16 protein-coding genes and 2 tRNA genes are annotated in these 18,806 nt (G+C 40.1%); 16 read left to right on the top strand and 2 right to left on the bottom strand.

Annotated features, from left to right (window positions below; all coding sequences use genetic code 11):
• Nucleotides 1-14 precede the first annotated feature (14 nt).
• The 7 genes from G7092_RS03410 (at nt 15) to G7092_RS03440 (ending at nt 7,981) form a co-directional block, all read left to right on the top strand.
• The gene (locus tag G7092_RS03410; protein WP_166086197.1) at nt 15-1,142 is read left to right on the top strand and encodes a sensor protein KdpD; all 1,128 of its coding nucleotides are present in this window, start codon (nt 15-17) and stop codon (nt 1,140-1,142) included.
• Between the two features lie 5 nt (nt 1,143-1,147).
• Nucleotides 1,148-2,839: an ATP-binding protein gene (locus G7092_RS03415; RefSeq protein WP_166086199.1), complete on the top strand. Its 1,692-nt coding sequence runs from the start codon at nt 1,148-1,150 to the stop codon at nt 2,837-2,839.
• A 20-nt stretch (nt 2,840-2,859) separates the two neighbouring features.
• Entirely contained in the window at nt 2,860-4,215 is a 1,356-nt protein-coding gene (locus G7092_RS03420) for a sigma-54-dependent transcriptional regulator (protein ID WP_166086201.1), read from the top strand.
• 351 nt (nt 4,216-4,566) lie between these two features.
• Entirely contained in the window at nt 4,567-4,977 is a 411-nt protein-coding gene (locus tag G7092_RS03425) for a response regulator (RefSeq protein WP_166086203.1), read from the top strand.
• Nucleotides 4,978-5,155: 178 nt separating this feature from the next.
• Nucleotides 5,156-5,791 carry a hypothetical protein gene (locus tag G7092_RS03430; protein WP_166086205.1) on the top strand — a complete coding sequence of 212 codons (636 nt, stop codon included), beginning with the start codon at nt 5,156-5,158 and terminating at the stop codon, nt 5,789-5,791.
• Between the two features lie 186 nt (nt 5,792-5,977).
• Entirely contained in the window at nt 5,978-6,550 is a 573-nt protein-coding gene (locus G7092_RS03435) for a hypothetical protein (RefSeq protein ID WP_166086207.1), read from the top strand.
• Nucleotides 6,551-6,568: 18 nt separating this feature from the next.
• Nucleotides 6,569-7,981 (top strand): aspartate kinase, encoded by a 1,413-nt coding sequence (locus G7092_RS03440; protein ID WP_166086209.1) that lies wholly within the window; start codon nt 6,569-6,571, stop codon nt 7,979-7,981.
• 93 nt (nt 7,982-8,074) lie between these two features.
• On the opposite strand, the gene G7092_RS03445 is transcribed toward G7092_RS03440, so the two are convergent.
• Together G7092_RS03445 and hscB are read right to left on the bottom strand one after the other, a co-directional pair.
• Nucleotides 8,075-8,154 (bottom strand) — tRNA-Leu (locus G7092_RS03445).
• Between the two features lie 25 nt (nt 8,155-8,179).
• Nucleotides 8,180-8,704 carry a Fe-S protein assembly co-chaperone HscB gene (hscB, locus tag G7092_RS03450; RefSeq protein WP_166086211.1) on the bottom strand — a complete coding sequence of 175 codons (525 nt, stop codon included), beginning with the start codon at nt 8,702-8,704 and terminating at the stop codon, nt 8,180-8,182.
• A 194-nt stretch (nt 8,705-8,898) separates the two neighbouring features.
• On the opposite strand from hscB, the gene kdsA reads away from it, so the two are divergent.
• The 9 genes from kdsA (at nt 8,899) to efp (ending at nt 18,799) form a co-directional block, all read left to right on the top strand.
• Nucleotides 8,899-9,675, top strand: a complete 777-nt coding sequence (gene kdsA / locus G7092_RS03455; RefSeq protein WP_166086213.1) for a 3-deoxy-8-phosphooctulonate synthase — start codon at nt 8,899-8,901, stop codon at nt 9,673-9,675.
• An 86-nt stretch (nt 9,676-9,761) separates the two neighbouring features.
• Complete coding sequence (locus tag G7092_RS03460; protein ID WP_166086214.1) at nt 9,762-10,697, top strand: KpsF/GutQ family sugar-phosphate isomerase; 936 nt, start codon at nt 9,762-9,764, stop codon at nt 10,695-10,697.
• Between the two features lie 56 nt (nt 10,698-10,753).
• Nucleotides 10,754-12,091 (top strand): nucleotide sugar dehydrogenase, encoded by a 1,338-nt coding sequence (locus G7092_RS03465; RefSeq protein WP_166086216.1) that lies wholly within the window; start codon nt 10,754-10,756, stop codon nt 12,089-12,091.
• Nucleotides 12,092-12,312: 221 nt separating this feature from the next.
• Entirely contained in the window at nt 12,313-13,716 is a 1,404-nt protein-coding gene (locus G7092_RS03470; protein WP_166086219.1) for an undecaprenyl-phosphate glucose phosphotransferase, read from the top strand.
• A gap of 1 nt (nt 13,717) precedes the next feature.
• Entirely contained in the window at nt 13,718-14,506 is a 789-nt protein-coding gene (locus tag G7092_RS03475) for an ABC transporter substrate-binding protein (RefSeq protein WP_166086221.1), read from the top strand.
• Between the two features lie 94 nt (nt 14,507-14,600).
• Nucleotides 14,601-14,682: transfer RNA gene (locus tag G7092_RS03480), tRNA-Leu, on the top strand.
• Between the two features lie 204 nt (nt 14,683-14,886).
• Nucleotides 14,887-16,095: an alkaline phosphatase family protein gene (locus tag G7092_RS03485; RefSeq protein WP_166086223.1), complete on the top strand. Its 1,209-nt coding sequence runs from the start codon at nt 14,887-14,889 to the stop codon at nt 16,093-16,095.
• Nucleotides 16,096-16,260: 165 nt separating this feature from the next.
• A complete protein-coding gene (locus G7092_RS03490) occupies nt 16,261-18,105 on the top strand; it encodes a CocE/NonD family hydrolase (protein WP_166086225.1) in 1,845 nt (614 codons plus the stop codon).
• A gap of 133 nt (nt 18,106-18,238) precedes the next feature.
• Nucleotides 18,239-18,799, top strand: a complete 561-nt coding sequence (gene efp, locus G7092_RS03495; protein WP_166086227.1) for an elongation factor P — start codon at nt 18,239-18,241, stop codon at nt 18,797-18,799.
• Nucleotides 18,800-18,806 lie beyond the last annotated feature (7 nt).

Raw genomic sequence — 18,806 nt, forward strand, 5'->3', positions numbered from 1 at the left:
TTTTTTATAAAAAAATGGAAGAAACCAAAGAACAATCTGTCGAGCATTTCCTGGATCTGATCAAGCGTTCCAGGCGCGGTAAATTTAAGATCTATATCGGCATGAGTGCCGGTGTTGGGAAAACTTTTCGGATGCTGCAGGAGGCCCATGCCTTGCTGCGTAATGGAATCGATGTGAAGATCGGTTATATAGAAACCCATATGCGTAAAGAAACGCAGGATCTGGTGGCAGGGCTCCCGGTTATACCACGCCGTGATTTATTTTACAAAGGAAAGCAATTACAGGAAATGGATGTGCAGGCTATCTTATCTTTGCGGCCAGAGATTGTTATTGTAGATGAGCTGGCGCATACCAATATTGAGGGTAGCAGAAATGAAAAACGCTGGCAGGATGTAGCCGAAATACTGGATGCCGGGATCAATGTGATAAGCGCCATGAACATCCAGCATATGGAGAGTTTGTATGAAGATGTAAAAAGTATTACCGGTGTGGAGGTTAGCGAACGGGTTCCGGATAATGTACTACTACAGGCAGACGAAGTAGTCAACATTGATCTGACAGCAGATGAGTTGGTTACCCGTTTAAAGGAAGGTAAAATTTACACCAGCGACAAAATTGACTTTGCCCTTAAAAATTTCTTTCAGAGCGAAAAGATCCTGCAATTACGGGAGCTGGCATTAAAGGAGGTGGCAACACAGGTAGAAAGAAAGATCCGGACGGAAGTGCCGGGCTCGCTACAGATGAGGCGGGAACGGTTGATGTGCAGTATAAGCACCAACAACAAAACGGCAAAATTCATTATACGGAAAACAGCCCGGTTGGCTACTTATTACAATGCCAAATGGTTTGTGGTTTATATCCAGACACCGAAAGAAAGCGCCGACCGGATTGGTCTGGCTGATCAACGGCATCTCATCAACAATTTCAAACTGGCCACCCAAATGGGGGCCGAAGTAGTGCGTATTAAAAGTAAGGTAGTGGCCAGCGGTATGCTCAAGGCTGTGGCAGATAAAAAGATCACCACCCTTTGTATAGGCAAACCTCACTTATCTTTGCTCAATATTATTTTAAAGACCGCAACATTTAACGAGTTGTTAAAAGCACTCGGCAAATTAGATGTAGATTTAGTGATACTATCATGATGAGAATGAACATTAAAACCAAACTGATGTTTGGTTTGCTTTTCCTGTTTGTGGTTATTATCTGCTTTGGCGTATTGGGCATTTATTATGTGAACCGGCTGAGTAACGATGCCGGCAAGATTTTAAAAGATAACCAGATCAGTGTGGAATATTGCAGTCAGATGCTCAAAGCGCTTGATGAAATACCGGAAGATCCGTCACAGATACCTGTCTTTGAAAAAAATCTGAAGCTGGAAGAAAATAATATTACCGAGCCAGGCGAGTTTCAGGCAACCGCAGAAGTACGTTATTTATTTGAGCAGCTCAAAAAAAATCCTGCCGGGTTCAATAAGATAAGGGAAATGCACAGAGCTATCTTTAAAATTGCTGATGTGAATGAAATCGCCATTATTCATAAAAATGCACGCGCCTCTCATTATGCTGAACAGGCTACACTATGGCTCACCATTATTGTAACGGTTTTAAGTTTAGTGGCTTTTACCTTTGTCATTAACTTTCCCTCGGTAATTGCAAAACCCATCCGGGAGTTGACAGAGGGTATCAAAGAAATAGCTAATAAAAATTATAGCAAGCGCATCCACCTGGATCAAAAAGATGAGTTTGGTACCCTTGCCGATACTTTTAATACGATGGCTGGGAAGCTTGATGAATACGAGCATAGCAACCTGGCCGAGATCAAAGCTGAAAAAGGCAGAATTGAGGCCATTATCAACAAGATGAACGACGGGATCATCGGGCTCAGCGATAAGAATGAGATCCTCTTTCTTAATTCCGCAGCGGAGAGCTTGTTTGGACTAAAAGAAAAGGACATTATAGGTAGTTATGCTGCCGACATTGCGATTCAAAATGATCTGCTCAGAACTGTACTGCAAAATGAAAGCAGTAAGCAACTGAAAATATTTTTAGATAATAAGGAAAGCTTTTTTGTGCAGGAATCTATTCTGATCCAGGCTGATCATGTGGTCGGTGGCCGGGTGATCATCTTACGAAATATCACACCGTTTAAAGAATTGGACGCGGCTAAAACCAATTTTATCGCTACCATATCACACGAATTGAAAATCCCTTTATTTGCGATTAATATGAGTACACAATTGCTCGAAGACAAGCGGATGGGGGAAATGAATAAAGATCAGACAGAAATAGTAGGTACTATTAAAGCCAATGCAGAACGGCTATTGAAAATTACCGGTGAACTCCTGAATATGTCCCAAATAGAAACAGGCAGGATCCAGCTAAAAAAAGAACCGGCAAAGCCTGAGGTGATTGTACTGAGAGCAATGCAGGCAGTTCAGCAACAAGCTACTCAATTTGATATTATATTGAAAGAGAACGTAGAAACCAACTTGCCCCATATTAATATAGATGAGGAAAAGACGGTATGGGTGCTCATCAACTTTTTAAATAACGCGATCAAATATTCTTCAGAGGGCGGAACTGTGGAAATATGTGTAAGGAGGGAAAAAGAAATTGTACAATTTTGGGTAGCCGATTACGGCAAAGGAATTGAAGATCAATATATAGATAGGGTATTTGATAAATACTTCCAGGTTCCAGGTACAACAGAAAGGTCTGGTACAGGATTGGGGTTATCCATCTCTAAAGAGTTTATTGAAGCGCAGGGTGGAAAAATATGGGTGAACAGTAAATATGGAGAGGGTAGCACCTTTGGCTTTAATATTTTAATTAATGCCTGAACATTAAATGATTGATAAGTATGACAATTGCAAATGTATTGCTGGTTGAGGATGAGAACGATGTTCGCCTGCTTTTAAAGCGGGTACTCTCTTTAGAGGGTTTCATTGTTTACGAAGCGGAAAATATCAAAACAGCATCAAAGCTGCTGGAAAATGAAAACATAGACCTGGTATTATGCGATGTTAAATTACCTGATGGCAATGGGGTGGAATTTATCAGTAAGATAAAGAAGGCCCATCCTTATATAGAGATCATTATGCTTACGGCTTATGGAAATATTCCAGACAGCGTACAAGCTATTAAGAATGGAGCCTTTGACTATATTACTAAGGCTAATGACAACCAACGGATCTTACCTCTACTTTATCGTGCGTTAGAAAAAGTTAAGTTAGAAAAAAGAGTTGCCCAACTAGAAAAGCAAGCTGCGGATCGCTATGCCAATTTTGATTCTATTATTGGTAAATCATTAGCTATTACACAGGCCAAAACGCTGGCACAAATGGCGGCGCCCACGGATGCTCCTGTACTGCTTTTGGGCGAAACAGGAGCGGGGAAAGAGGTTTTTGCACAGGCCATCCATTCGGCAAGTAAGAGGAGTGCTAAAACTTTTCTGGGCTTGAACTGCAGTGCCTTTGGCAAGGATATTCTGGAAAGTGAGCTTTTTGGCCATAAGGCAGGAGCCTTTACCGGAGCAAATAAAGATAAGAAAGGGCTTATAGAGGAAGCCAACGAGGGTACTTTATTTTTGGACGAAATTGGCGAGATGCCCCTGGATTTACAGGCGAAGCTGCTGCGGGTACTGGAAACCAGCGAATTTATAAAAGTAGGGGATACCAAACAGGTTAAGGTCAATATCAGGATCATTGCCGCAACTAACCGGGATATTCAACAGGAAATCAGCAGCGGAAAATTCAGAGAAGATTTATATTACCGGCTGAACCTGTTTACTATCAACTTGCCACCATTGAGGGAGCGGCAGGATGATATTCCACTGTTGGCTGAGTACTTTGTAAAGAAGTTGACTCGGGACGCTTATCAGCAAGTGAAAGGCATGACAAATGCCTTTGTAGAGCGGTTGCAGAAAAATGAATGGCGGGGTAATATCAGAGAACTAAGAAATGTGATTGAAAGATCGCTGATCGTTTGCAGGGGAACTGAATTGAGTATAGATAACTTACCTGTTGAATTACAGTATCATACGGCATTGAAAGCAAATACACTTTCGGCCTTTGATCTTTCCAGTGTTGAGCGCTTGCATATTCACCGTGTGCTGCAATATACCAAAGGGAATAAAACGCAGGCGGCTAAATTGCTGAATATTAGTTCGGCTACTTTGTACAGAAAAATTGAGGAATATAAAATTGAGGAATTTTAATCCTGACGGTGTTACTACTTTTTCAGCGTCTAATGGATATAGTTTATTAGAATGATATTTCTAGTCTCTCATTTTGAAATTGGCTTAACTGCTTTTGCAGGAGCCGCTTTCTTTAAAATGTTATTTCTGCAATTTAAATCCAGCTTTTCTGAGCTGTAGGAATGTTTGGCATCGCAATAGCTTATGGCAAATAGCCCGGGAGTATAAAGCCTCCGTATAGCCAGATCAGGCAACCACTTGTTTCAGCTTGTAAAGACTGCGAAACAGTTATTATTCCCGGTGTTTAATAGAATCATTCACCGCTGATATAGATCTGCATACGGGAAAATAGCAGCCTTAATTTTATAACACATGAATATACAATCCACTGTTTTACTTATCGATGATGAAAGAAGGTCGGGTGGCTGGCTAGGACGGATCCTGCGCCTTGCGGGTTATATTTGTTACCGCGTAGAAAGCGGATTGGAAGCCCTTAGTTTACTAGAAAAAGAAGAGATCCACGTTGTGATGAGTGATGTTGATCTTCCGGATATGGATTTTGCTGATTTTGTCAGAACGGTCAAAATAAAAAAAAGCTATGTGGAAGTGATTATGCTAACCACGCATGCCAGCGTTCATGAGGCCGTCAAGGCCATTAAAAGCGGCGCGTTTAACTACCTAGTTAAAGGTTTAGATAATGATGTTCTTTTACCTTTGCTTGCCCAAGCCAAAGAAAATGCCTGTGCGCATTATGAGCTATCTCAACATTTAAAAGCATCATAGTAGCCATTGCTGTTTTTTCTATAAAAAAAGTGTATTCATCAGATTGAGGTGTTTTAATAATACAAGTTTTGGACTCAAAAATTTAAAACACCCCATTTATACTTTAAAAGATTTGTTTGCTTGATAAGAATCAAGGCATATAAGTAACTCAACTACCACGTACCAATCCACTTGTAAAATGATAAAACTATTGATAGCCATGAAAATTTCTGCGACAAATACACATAAAATCAAAAGGGTTTGGTTGGCCACTAAAGCAGATGAAAGCAAGAACGAAAATATGGAATCAAGGATACAAAAACTGGATAGTAAGCTACAACAAATGCTCCTGTGGAGCAATGTTTGTACGCTGCTGGCTTGTGTTCAAACGGTTTTTACTGTTGCCCGCATTTATAGTAACTTCAAAGGGAAATATCCCATATTACTGGTTTTAACATTGGTTATCATTGTGTTGTTATTTGCTGTATTCCTATATTTTAAATGGAAAAATATAGCCTATAAGGATACCGGCTTTACAAAAGCAAGTAAAATCCATCTGAATTACTATATTATCAAACTCAATGGTCAATGTAAGCAGATCTCAGGTTACTTACTGATTTATGCATTAACCCTGATATTATCAGGTTTTTTCTTCTGGCGGGGTATCTACGATGGACTAACGCTGTTATTTAAAGCCACAGCGCTATTAAGCTTCGTTATCTATGGTCTAGGGTTTTACTTCATGATAAATTTCACCAAGCAAAAGAACAAATTGAAATTACTGGAAGCGCAAGTTAATCCGTTGGGGTTTATGGAGAATGTAGTTCAAAATTGAATGGTTTCAATATATCATTATGAGAATTTTTTCCTTTCAATTTGAGATGAAATCTCGACTCTTTGTGATGTTATTTATTTTAATATGCTCATTATTAGTTAATTGTGATAGTTTGCCAAAGTGGGCATCTTTTTAGCTTGAGGTAAAGAAAAAAGAATAAACAAATACTATTATGCTAACACTATCATGAAAGTATATAGGTTACAACAGCAAAGCCACGCTGCTTTCAAGCATCCATCCGGCCTACTTGTGGCTTTGAGGCACGGAAAAATACTGATCAATACTTTGTTGCGTTGGTGCAGCGCCGGTCTGATCGCCTCCTACGTCCTGACTGTCACAGCAGGTATTCACTTTTATAATCGGCTTGCTTTAACATCCGGATGGATATCTAATTTGATCCTTGTTTTATTCATATTACTTTTCTCCTGGTTGCTATATATACAATATAAGTATTCCGAAAAGAGAACAGAATGTCTCCCGGTTGGTGATAATGAAATCAAACTAAATTTCTTTTATATTAGAAACCACTATAAGGCAAATCAAAGGCTAATAGTAATTTACGTGATTGCCACCTTTGTTGCGTGGTTAATAATGACGGGGCTCTCCGTCTCAGATCAATTCTCCACTATAGGCCTTCTCTTGTTATTAGGTTTAGCCCTTTATGGCTTTGGCCTGTTTATGATCAGGAGCTTATTGAAGGAAAAATGCTCTATCAGGCAAATGATCAGCAAGTTCGGGCCAATCCAAAATGAACTTTGATGCAACTATTAAATCAATATGCTTACTGTAGAAAAAATTGGCGGCACTTCCATGAGTGCCCTCAGGGACGTTATAAACAATATTATTTTTTATCAGATCCCCGGAAAAAATATTTATAACCGTGTTTTTGTTGTTTCCGCCTTTGCCGGGGTTACAGACATGTTACTGGAGAATAAAAAAACGGGCAGTCCGGGTGTATATCATCGCCTTGCCAGGTATCAGGACTTCAGCAAGCCGCTCAAATCTGTTATTACAAGGTTGAAGACCATCAACAGAGATTATGCGGAATTAGGTCTTGATCTGGCTGTAGCTGATCGGTTTATTGAGGAACATATCAGAAAAGCGCAGAAACTTCTTTCAAATCTGGCTAACATTCTGGCTTCCGGCTATGTTAGTAAAGAAAGCATTTTACAGGCGGCCCGCGAGATCCTGGCCTCCATCGGCGAAAGTCACTCCGCATTCATTTTAACCAATATATTGCTGAACCGCGGTGTTTGTGCAAGGCTTATCGATTTAAGTGGTTTTGATGATCACCACGCCTTTACCATAGATCAACGCATCCGGCATGCTTTTAAAGGGATCTCCCTGAAAGATAACATCTGCATTGTAACCGGTTATGCTAAAGGCACCGAAGGGATCATGCGCGAATTTGATAGGGGATATTCGGAAGTTACATTCAGCAAAATAGCCACATTGTTAAAACCTCATGAAGCCATCATCCATAAGGAGTATCATCTTTCTACAGCCGATCCTGCTATTGTAGGGATTGAGAATTGTTCGCCGGTGGGCTTCACTAATTATGATATCACCGATCAACTGGCTGATGTGGGTATGGAGGCGATCCATCCCAAGGCCTCAAAGCCACTTGAAATCAACGGAATCAATCTGCGTATAAAAAATACATTCCAACCTTCTCATCCCGGAACATTGATCACCCGGGAGTTTATTTGTGAACACAAGCGTGTTGAGGTTATTACCGGTACCGATAAATTACTGATGATAGATATTTATGATCCCTTAATGGTTGGCGCGGTAGGGAGTGATCTCAAGATCATGCAGATCCTTAGCCAACACCACATAAGTTACACCTTTAAAACAACAAGCGCCAACAGCATTTCTGTAGTGATATGGGAGCGGAGCTTCAGCCGGAAACTGATCAACGACCTGGAAGATGATTTTGAAAAGGTTACTATTGAGCAAGTAGCCTTGGTGTGTTTGCTGGGCACCAATATGTATCAGCCGGGTTTACTGGCCAAAAGTGCACTTGCGCTCACAGATAAGGAGATAAATATCAAAAGTGCTGGTTTTGGGATCAGAAAAGTAAATATTCAGTTTATTGTGGCACGGGAAGATTTTAAAATGGCTATTTTGGCATTGAACAACAGAATGTCGTTAGACTACCACAACAGATGCGCATCAGGTATACGTTAATGATCATGGAGTTTGTTTATCTTCAGATAATGGGTTGATTGATATTTACTGGTATAAAAAAAGGAAACAACCATTATAGGTTGTTTCCTTAAGTACCCAGCGCCGGAGTCGAACCGGCACGGTTTCCCACAGGTGTTTGAGACCAGCGCGTCTACCAATTCCGCCAGCTGGGCATACTCAACTTGTAAATGGTATTTCTTACAAGCGGGCTGCAAATGTATCTAAACTCTCTTTAATTCGCAACAGATATTTTTGTCTAAAATAAATTTCTGCTATTTCATTAAGGCGGCTTTCCTGCGCAACATGATTCAGATCTGTATAATCAGCAGTAAGTGTAGTGAATTTATTGTTTATATCTCCTTCAATAGCAAGTACTTCTGAAGTAACTTCTGCCAGATGTTTCGCATCATTAACTTCCATCAGACGTTCATTAATATCCATCATTTCCATTAAAAAATCTGCCGGAAGTTGTGGTTTTGCCCCTTCAGATACCAGGTTATGCAGCTTTAAAATGTATTCCATACGTTGTGCCTGATCAGAAAGTACCTGGTAAGCCTTATTATTTAGTGTCGATAATTCCAATATTTCCTGTTGTTTGGTTTCATCTTCGCCGGCATAAAAATCTGGATGATATTGCTTGCTTAGCGCATAAAATTTCTTTTTTAACAGAGTAGCATCAATATCAAAAGATTCAGGTATACCGTAAAATTCAAAATAATTCATAGTACGAATTTCATGAATAAAAACTAATTAGCACGAATAGATTTACATTAATTACATCGATATTATGGAACTGTATAGTTAGTACGGATCAGTTCTACTTGGTTTTTATTCGTGAAATTTTTGTCAAACATTTCCTATTCGTTGTAATTGGTGCTTATCATTATCTTTGCCTCTTATACCATAAATACCACATCATGTTGTTTGAACAAATGCGGCAAAAGCCGTTCTTTATATTAGGACCCTGTGTAATGGAAAACCAGGAGCTCTTATATCAGGTAGCTGAAAAAGTAGCCGAGGCGGGTGAGCGTTATCAAGTTCCTGTAATATTTAAATCGTCATTTGATAAAGCCAACCGTACATCTATTCACTCATACCGGGGCCCAGGCATTGAAAAAGGTATGGAAATGCTGCAAAACGTAAAAGACCGTTTCGGTTTGCCGGTAACTACCGATATTCACGAACCAGGCCAGGCCGCTATAGCTGCTCAGGTGGTTGATATATTACAAATTCCGGCTTTTTTATGCCGTCAGACAGATCTGCTGGTTGCAGCCGCCCAAACAGGTAAAATAGTAAATGTAAAAAAAGCCCAGTTTTTGTCGGGTCACGATATGTTTTACCCGGCACAAAAAGTTATAGAAGCCGGAAATAACCAGGTGATATTGACCGAACGAGGTAATATGTACGGATATAATAACCTGGCCGTTGATTTCAGAAACATTTATGATATGAAAGCTTTTGGACACCCCGTTTGTATGGATTGTACTCACTCAGTGCAACGCCCGGGTGGCGCAGGCGGCAAAACAGGGGGCGACCGTACTTTTGTACCTATGATGGCGTTGGCGGCTAAAGCTTTTGGCGCCGATGGCTATTTTATGGAGATACATCCCGATCCGGATAATGCATTAAGTGATGGCCCTAATATGGTTAAGCTTCATGATCTGGACAAGGTATTAGCCCCGTTATTATCTTGATAATGCATCCATTGAACGTTGTTTCACACCAATAAGGGAATGAAAATCAAAATTCACTAATTCACTAATTCACTAATTATCTTCGGATGAAAGATATTGCCAGAAGGGTTTTTGATATTGAGATTGAGTCGTTACAACATGTTGCCGGCTTAATTGATGATGAATTTACCAAAGTAGTAAATGTGATACTAAATACTACAGGTAAACTGGTGGTGATCGGCATAGGTAAATCAGGCCTGATTGGTAAAAAAATTGCTGCTACACTGGCCAGCACAGGTACACCAAGTTTTTTTCTGCACCCGGGCGAAGCTTTTCATGGCGATTTGGGTATGGTAAGTTCTAATGATATTGTGATGCTGATATCATATTCGGGCGAAACAGATGAGGTACTCCGGATCATTCCGTTTTTAACCTGGAACAAGAACCTTGTCATTGGTGTTACCGGTAACCCGAGTTCAACAGTAGCCAGGAATAGCCACCATCATCTGAACATAAAAATTTCAAGAGAGGCCTGTCCGTTTGAGCTGGCACCAACTTCGTCAACCACAGCGGCGTTGGTTATGGGTGATGCCCTGGCTATCGCATTAATGGAGTCGCGCGGTTTTCAGCAGCATGATTTTGCCCGTTTTCATCCCGGCGGAAGCCTGGGGCGTAAGCTATTGGTTAAGGTAAAAGACCTGATGCGTACAGATAAGTTGCCTTTTATAAACGAAGATGCGCCCTTTATGGAGTTACTACTCAATATGTCTGCAGGTCGGTTGGGGATGGTGATGGTAGGCGATGCTACTTATATCAAAGGAATAGTTACCGATGGTGACCTGCGTAGAGCATTATTACACCATCCGGATACTTCTACGTTAACTGTGGCCGAAATCATGACCTCGAACCCTATAATTATTGATGGAGATGAGTTTGTGAGCCGTGCCGAACAATTAATGATCGAAAAAAAGATCACCACTTTGCTGGTTGGGTCTGCGGCAGACAGAACTATTCAGGGTGTTTATCAGATCTATAATCAGTAGAGTGAGTTAAGCATCATAAAAAATAAATCTATATTTACGATCTACAGCTATAAAAAATGATTGATCAATCGTCAAATCAATTCTCCAAAAAATTTGTACCACCAACCAGTACTCAAATCGCCATTATCGGGTTAGGGTATGTTGGTTTGCCCTTAGCCGTAGAATTTGCTAAAAAATATCCTGTAAAAGGATTTGATATTAAGCAAAGTCGAGTTGATGAATTGAATAATGCCTTTGATCGTACCCTCGAGACCGATTCAATTGTATTGTCATCAGTATTAACAATTGATGCAACAGGAACGAAAGGGCTCATATTTACATCTTCTGTTCAGGATATTGCTTCATGCAATATTTATATTATCGCTGTACCTACACCGACGGATCAGTATAATCGTCCGGATCTGAGTTTATTGGTTAAGGCCAGTAAAAGTGTTGGTAGTGTACTTAAAGCGGGTGATGTAGTGATATATGAATCAACCGTATATCCAGGTGCTACGGAAGATGTTTGTGTCCCGGTATTAGAGCAAACATCAGGGTTGAAATTTAACAACGACTTTTTTGCCGGATATTCACCGGAACGTATAAATCCGGGCGACAAAGTACACACGCTTACCAATATTTTAAAAGTAACTGCGGGCTCAACAACAGAAGCAGCCGATTTTATTGATGGGCTTTACCGGTCTATCATAACCGCAGGAACGCACAAAGCACCCAGTATAAAGGTGGCTGAAGCTTGTAAGGTGATCGAAAACTCGCAGCGGGATATTAATATAGCCTTTGTAAATGAACTGGCCAAAATATTTAACATGATGAATATTGATACTCATGCTGTTTTAGAGGCCGCTGGCACCAAGTGGAATTTCCTGAATTTTAAACCCGGACTGGTTGGCGGGCATTGTACAGGTGTTGATCCTTATTATCTGGCACAAAAGGCGCAGGAGGTGGGGTATCACCCTGAAATTATACTGGCTGGTCGTAGACTGAACGACGGCATGGGCTCTTACGTAGCTTTGGAAGTAATAAAACTGATGATAAAAAATGATATATCGGTTAAATATTCCAATATATTAGTATTAGGATTTACTTTTAAAGAAAATTGTCCCGATGTTCGTAATACCCGGGTTATTGATATTGTGAAAGTTTTGAGCAGCTTTGAAGCAAATTGCGAGATATATGATCCCTGGGCCGACCCGACAGAGGTTAAACAGGAATACGGTGTAGACACTATAAAGGATATTCATAAGCTGGGTGGAAATTATGATGCTATTGTTATAGCCGTTGGGCATCGGGAGTTTCTTGAACTAAATTATAGCGAGCTCAAGAAAAACGATTTATCAGTTATATATGATATCAAAGGGATCTTAGAAAAAGATCTTGTAAACGGCCGCTTATAATCATTGTTATAACCAGATAAAAAATCTGTTTATAGCGTTGAAGGGGCCTTTGTTTTTGGTTAATTGTTTTATATTTGATGTATATGGATGTTCTTAATTTATGATTTTGCGGATAGCCTTTTACAGTGTTACAATCCGTTTAACAATCAACCTTCAGGTTGCTATATAAATAAATTATGCTAATTTTAGCGTGTGTTTTCTACAGTAATAAGCTCTAATAAATGATTCACAGATACGCTACTTTTATTAAAGCAGTGAACCTTACCATTGATTATATTATACTTAATATAAGCATGGTGATTTCTTACTTCATCGAAGATAGATCATATATTTTTTGGATAAATAACAGGAGATATTTGCCTATTGTATTAGTGTTTAATTTAATTTGGTTACTCTCTGCTAACATCACCGGTTTATATGAACATGTTTTAAATAAAGACTCCATAAAAACCTACCGTGGTGTAATTAAAACTTATCTTTTATTTGTAAGCTTTATTTGTTTCACCATAATTATACTGATCGGAACGAAGGCCTACTTTATAACCCGCGAATATTTGTTCTATTCACTGGCATTGTTTGGCTTTTTGCTGGGGTTGTGGAAATTGATTTTCCTCACTATCCGTAAGAGTGATCGCGCTTCGCTAATTGATACGCGGGCTGTAATTATTATTGGTGGGGGCCGGATAGGGTCAGATTTGCATAGCTTCTTTAAACAAAACCCGGAACGCGGTTATAGCCTGATTGGTTTTTTTGATGATCGAACCGAGCACACGATGGATAAACGCCTTTACCTGGGCGGAACCGAGGATTGTATCAGTTATGTGCTCAATAATAAAGTTGATGAGATATTTTGTACCCTTCCAAATTCAGAAGCCCAAACTATCGAAAAGCTGATGCTGGACGCGGATAAAAACCTCATCAGATTTAAATTTATACCCGAATATTATGATTATGCCAAAAAGCCAACCTTTATACAAAGTTTTGGGCATATCCCGGTAATATCAGTAAGGCCCGAACCTTTAGAAAACATGCTTAACCGGTCAATTAAACGATTGTTTGACGTAGCGTTTTCTCTATTCATTATTTTATTTGTTTTTAGCTGGTTATTCCCGATACTGGCCATTTTGATTAAATTGGAATCAAGGGGGCCTATATTTTTTGTACAGGAACGTTCTGGGCGTGATAATAAGCCTTTTAAGTGTTACAAATTCCGCAGTATGCGGGTAAATAAAGATTCTGATAAAAAACAGGCTACCCGTGGCGATTCACGTATCACCAAAACCGGGGCGTTTATTCGTAAAACAAGTATTGATGAATTACCACAATTCTTTAATGTGCTTTTGGGTAATATGTCTGTAGTTGGGCCAAGACCACACATGATCAGTCATACCCAGCAATATTCGCAGCTGATAGATACTTTCATGGTAAGGCATTTTCTTAAACCGGGTATTACTGGCTGGGCTCAGATACAGGGCCTTAGGGGTGAAACACAAACAACCCAGGCTATGCTGGAGCGTGTGGAGGCTGATGTTTGGTATTTAGAAAACTGGTCGTTCCTGCTGGACATGAAGATTATTTTCCTAACTGTTTGGAATGTGGTGAAAGGCGAGAAAAACGCGTTTTAACATGGCTGTTTTTCACGATCAGCTCAATCGTGTGGTCAGTTTGCCGGTATCTCCACAAAGGATCATATCTATAGTGCCCTCTCAAACTGAATTGCTATTTCATTTAGGACTCGATACCGAGATTATCGGAATCACCAAATTTTGTATCCATCCGCAGAGTAAATTTAAAGCAGTAGCCAAAGTAGGAGGAACCAAACAATTAAATATCGACCAGATAAAGGCTTTAAAGCCAGATTTAATCATCGCCAATAAAGAAGAGAATGAGCGTAGCCAGGTAGAAGAACTCATGGCCATTTACCCGGTTTGGATTAGCGATATCCATGATCTTAATAGCGCGCTGGAGATGATCAGAATTGTAGGATTGCTTGTAAATCGTGAAACGGAAGCCCGGGCTTTGTATAACGATATTATTAGTCGCTTCACTCATCTGTTATTACCTGCCTTGAATTTAAAAGTAGCTTATTTTATATGGCGCAAACCTTATATGGTTGCCGGTTCTGGTACTTTTATTGATAACATGCTTCAAAGGTGCGGATTGATCAACGCCATAGATAAAAAACGGTACCCAGAGATAAACTCACAGGAAATAACAGATCTTAACCCCGATCTGATCTTTTTATCATCAGAACCATATCCTTTTAGGCAAAAACATATAGACGAATTTAAGCTGATGGTACCCAATGCTAAGGTAATCCTGGTTGATGGCGAAATGTTTTCGTGGTATGGCAGCCGTTTATTGTACGCTCCCGATTACTTTACAACTATCATGCAGGCCTTAACATTAAATTAATAACAAAGAAATGAGGGAGATAGCTAAAAAACGAAAATTTTGTTTTAATATTTACCATTAAACACTATCTTTGCGACCTGTTAAAAATCCTAATGCGGAAGTGGCGTAATTGGTAGCCGCACCAGACTTAGGATCTGGCGCTTCACGGCGTGGGGGTTCGAGTCCCTTCTTCCGCACAAACAGCATTTAAACCCGGTCAATTCGACTGGGTTTTTTTGTTTCAGATGGCTTGGTTTAGATTTTTATATCCTATCGTCATGCACAATTGTTGGTAAGTACCAATCAATACACATTGATTGTATGCAGCGCGTGTATGTAATTTGCAGCAATTTACAGCGCCAGAAAATGGCAGTAATCCCTATTAAAAACACAATTTATAAATGAAGAAAAGTTTACTTAAATCCGCAATAATTTATCTACTAGTAACCGTTGTTTGCGGGAGTACTTCATACGCACAGAAAAGATATAACGGACAAAGGATAATTGTGATTATGATGGACGGTTTTGGCGAAAAGTACTACCGGCAGGCATTAATGCCTTTTCTTAATCAAATGGAAAAGGAGGGTATCTACAAGGTTGTTCCGTCGTTGATGCCTGCTGTTACTAATGTAAACAACATGGCTATTGCCACTGGTACCCCTCCCGAACAAAATGGTATTACAGGCAATGTATTTTATGATGACAAAAAACAGCAAGAGGTTTACATAGAAGATCCGTCAATACTGCTTAGTCCATCTATCTTTCAAAAAGCGCATGCACAAGGTGTTAAATCGGCTCTTCTTTCTGTAAAAAAGAAAACAATAGATGTACTGGGTCAATATGCCGATTATACAATATGCCCAGAATGTCTTACCGCCCAAACCAAATGGAACGGCACCCCGTTACGTTTTTCAGATGTTTATTCCAGGGAAGTTAGTTATCAGTTATTTACCGCTGCTAATACTTTGTTGAAGACTGATAAGAATGTAAAATTGATATATATCCACACTACCGACTATCCCATGCATATGTGGCCGCCCGAAAGCGACAGTGTAAAGGTTTTTCTGACAAATATTGACAATTATATAGCCCAGCTTCATAGCACAGCACCCGATGCTGCCATTTTACTGACAGCTGATCATGACCTGAATCACAAATCTCAGGCCTGGGACCTGGAAAAATACCTGGCAGAACAACAAACCCCAGTTAAAATTGTGATCAGTCCGGAAAAAGACAGATACATTGTACACCACAGAGGGCTTGGTGGGGCAGCTTATGTTTATTTACAAAAAAGCAGTGATGCCGAAAAAGTACGGCAAAATCTGGTCAAGGTACAAGGCGTAGATGCTGTTTTAACCAAAGCTGAAGCTGTAAAAAAGTATCATTTAATGCCCAGTAGGATTGGTGATTTTATGGTATTGGGCGACCGGGAAACTGTTTTTGGACATTTGGAAACCGGATCGTATGAAAAGCTGCCGGATACTTACAGAAGTCATGGTTCGGAATACGAAGCACAGGTTCCGCTGTTTGTATTTAATGCTAAAAAGGCGCCATCGGCAGATTATTTTAACTGGAATTATAAATTAGCGGCCTGGTTGTTTAATAATTAATGGAGTAATTATTATTGGATATGATATATTTTATTGATTATCAATAGAATATATTTATTGTATTCTTAAGAGTCAACGGTATTTAAACCCGGTCACTTTGACTGGGTTTTTGTTTTCTTGCCGCCTAAATTCAATATATTTACTTTCAAAGTTTCGATGTTCGATATGAAAAATATTTACCTATTTATCCTGTTATTTTTTCCAATTACAGGAATCGCTCAAAATGCCGATTCAACCTGGTTTGTAAATAACTATACTAAAAAAGAGGTGACCATACCGATGCGGGATGGGGTTAAGCTTTTTACATCTATTTATATACCCAAAGATCAATCAGAAAAACACCCTATATTGCTTACCCGAACACCTTATTCTGTTGGGCCCTATGGAACAGCTTACAGACCCTATTGGCGTAGTTATATGATGCGCTATTGCCATGAGGGTTATATTATGGTTAACCAGGATATTCGTGGCAAATATATGAGTGAAGGTATATTTGAAGTTGTACGCCCCTTTAACCCCAATAAAAAAACAAATAAAGATATTGATGAGGCAAGCGACAGTTACGACACTATTGACTGGCTTGTAAAAAACATTGATAACAATAATGGCAATGTTGGTGGAATAGGTATATCATTCCCGGGCTTTTATGCCACTATGATAGCGCTAAGCGGTCACCCAGCCTTAAAGGCAGTTAGTCCGCAGGCACCGGTTACTGATCGCTTTTTTGGCGATGACGACCACCACAATGGAGTCATGATGCTGATGGATGCTTTTGATTTCCATGTGGGTTATGGCTTTAGCGCACCGAGCCGTACACCGTCCATAAAAGGTACAAAAGGTGTCAATATAAACTATAATGATAATTACGATTATTATTTAAAGATAGGGGCAATGCCCCATTTTACCAAACTGAGTGGTGATACCATGAAATTTTGGAGCGATATGATGAATCATCCCAATCTGGATGCCTGGTGGAAGGCCCGTGATGCCCGTAGCGGAATAAAAAATGTTAAACCGGCTATGCTCATAACCGGTGGCCTCTTTGACGCCGAAGACGGTTACGGTGCCTGGCATACTTATGAAGCTTTGATTAAGCAAAGCCCGGCAACTAACAGTAAACTGGTCATGGGGCCCTGGTACCACGGGCAATGGGCCAGTAAGGATGGCACCCATTTAGGCAATGTACGGTTTGACAGCAATACCTCACTATATTACCAGGATATGGAAGTCCCATTCTTTAATTATTATCTAAAAGGAAAGGGGACAGACACCTTAAGTAAGGTGAATGTTTTTTTTACAGGTGAAAATAAATGGCACAAATTTTCGCAATGGCCACTGGCCTATATTAAACAAACGCCTGTTTATCTGCAGGCAAATGGTAAACTATCATTTGAAGCTACAAAAAGTGCTAAACCTACGTTTGATAGTTACATAAGTGACCCCGCCAAACCTGTCCCTTACGCCGAAAAAGTGCACGCCAACCGAACCCGGGAGTATATGGATGATGATCAGCGTTTTGCCGCCCGCCGTACAGATGTGCTGGTTTATGATACAGGCGTGTTAACAGACAATATAACACTAGCTGGCCCGCTTGTAGCCGATCTGATGGTAAGTTTATCAAGCACAGATGCAGATTTTGTAGTGAAGTTGATTGATGTGTTTCCAGAAGATACGCCAGCCAACCCGGTTACAAAATACCCGATGGGCGGTTACCAGATGCTGGTGCGTGCCGAAATTATGCGCGGCAAATTCCGTAATAGCTTTGAGAAACCAGAGCCGTTTATACCCGGCAAACCAACACGGGTAAAATACATCCTGCCCGATGTTGCACATACCTTTAAAAAAGGCCATAAAATAATGATCCAGGTGCAAAGCAGCTGGTTTCCGTTAACAGACAGGAATCCGCAGCAGTTTGTTGATATTAACCAGGCAAAGGATGCCGATTTTATAAAAGAAACCATCCACATCTATCATAACAGCTCGAAGATTATATTGCCTGTTATGAAGTAGGGTAAGCTTTTCGACGGAGAAAGGGCTTCTCCTTCGGGACAAGTCCCCTTAATTCTGACGGGGTGAGATTTAATTTTAGGTGATTAACAAAGTTAATCTATCTTTGGGACTTAAATTTTCTAATTATATTTTCATGGCAAAGGCATCCGAAATTAAAGTAGGTAATATACTACGCTTCAACGGCGAACTGGTAACCGTAACAGAAGTACTGCATCGTACACCAGGTAAAGGCGGAGCATTCTATCTGGATAAGTTTCGTAACATAAAAACAGGGAAAATTGTTGAAGCTCGCTTAGCTACCGATGAGCAGGTTGAAATTTGCCGTGTAGAAACAAACGATTTTCAATACCTGTATGAAGATGGAGACGCCATGGTGATCATGGATAACACCACTTTCGAACAGCATAATATCCCGAAAGCGCTTTTTGGGCCCGCGGTGAAATTCCTGAAAGAAGGAATGAGCGTGATTGTTTCGTTTGAAAGCGAAGAACCGATCATGGCAGTAGCACCCAACTTTGTGGATCTGGAGATTACCTACGCCGAACCTGCCGTTAAAGGTGATACCTCATCGGGGGCAATGAAAACAGCAACTACAGAAAACGGAGTAGAAATTAAAGTACCACTCTTTGTTAATCAGGGTGATAAAATAAAAGTTGATACCCGCACCGGCGAATACGTTGAGCGGGCTAAATAGATAAACA

This window comes from Mucilaginibacter inviolabilis (genome assembly GCF_011089895.1).
Classification (GTDB): domain Bacteria; phylum Bacteroidota; class Bacteroidia; order Sphingobacteriales; family Sphingobacteriaceae; genus Mucilaginibacter; species Mucilaginibacter inviolabilis.

What these genes read in the sequence shown, in the direction of transcription:
- G7092_RS03435 (WP_166086207.1), top strand. Translation starts at nt 5,978, where the DNA reads ATGAAAGTATATAGGTTACAACAGCAAAGCCACGCTGCTTTCAAGCAT.
- G7092_RS03470 (WP_166086219.1), top strand. Translation starts at nt 12,313, where the DNA reads ATGATTCACAGATACGCTACTTTTATTAAAGCAGTGAACCTTACCATT.
- G7092_RS03415 (WP_166086199.1), top strand. Translation starts at nt 1,148, where the DNA reads ATGAACATTAAAACCAAACTGATGTTTGGTTTGCTTTTCCTGTTTGTG.
- G7092_RS03440 (WP_166086209.1), top strand. Translation starts at nt 6,569, where the DNA reads ATGCTTACTGTAGAAAAAATTGGCGGCACTTCCATGAGTGCCCTCAGG.
- G7092_RS03485 (WP_166086223.1), top strand. Translation starts at nt 14,887, where the DNA reads ATGAAGAAAAGTTTACTTAAATCCGCAATAATTTATCTACTAGTAACC.
- G7092_RS03490 (WP_166086225.1), top strand. Translation starts at nt 16,261, where the DNA reads ATGAAAAATATTTACCTATTTATCCTGTTATTTTTTCCAATTACAGGA.
- G7092_RS03410 (WP_166086197.1), top strand. Translation starts at nt 15, where the DNA reads ATGGAAGAAACCAAAGAACAATCTGTCGAGCATTTCCTGGATCTGATC.
- G7092_RS03425 (WP_166086203.1), top strand. Translation starts at nt 4,567, where the DNA reads ATGAATATACAATCCACTGTTTTACTTATCGATGATGAAAGAAGGTCG.
- G7092_RS03420 (WP_166086201.1), top strand. Translation starts at nt 2,860, where the DNA reads ATGACAATTGCAAATGTATTGCTGGTTGAGGATGAGAACGATGTTCGC.
- hscB (WP_166086211.1), bottom strand. Translation starts at nt 8,704, where the DNA reads ATGAATTATTTTGAATTTTACGGTATACCTGAATCTTTTGATATTGAT.
- G7092_RS03460 (WP_166086214.1), top strand. Translation starts at nt 9,762, where the DNA reads ATGAAAGATATTGCCAGAAGGGTTTTTGATATTGAGATTGAGTCGTTA.
- kdsA (WP_166086213.1), top strand. Translation starts at nt 8,899, where the DNA reads ATGTTGTTTGAACAAATGCGGCAAAAGCCGTTCTTTATATTAGGACCC.
- G7092_RS03465 (WP_166086216.1), top strand. Translation starts at nt 10,754, where the DNA reads ATGATTGATCAATCGTCAAATCAATTCTCCAAAAAATTTGTACCACCA.
- efp (WP_166086227.1), top strand. Translation starts at nt 18,239, where the DNA reads ATGGCAAAGGCATCCGAAATTAAAGTAGGTAATATACTACGCTTCAAC.
- G7092_RS03475 (WP_166086221.1), top strand. Translation starts at nt 13,718, where the DNA reads ATGGCTGTTTTTCACGATCAGCTCAATCGTGTGGTCAGTTTGCCGGTA.
- G7092_RS03430 (WP_166086205.1), top strand. Translation starts at nt 5,156, where the DNA reads ATGATAAAACTATTGATAGCCATGAAAATTTCTGCGACAAATACACAT.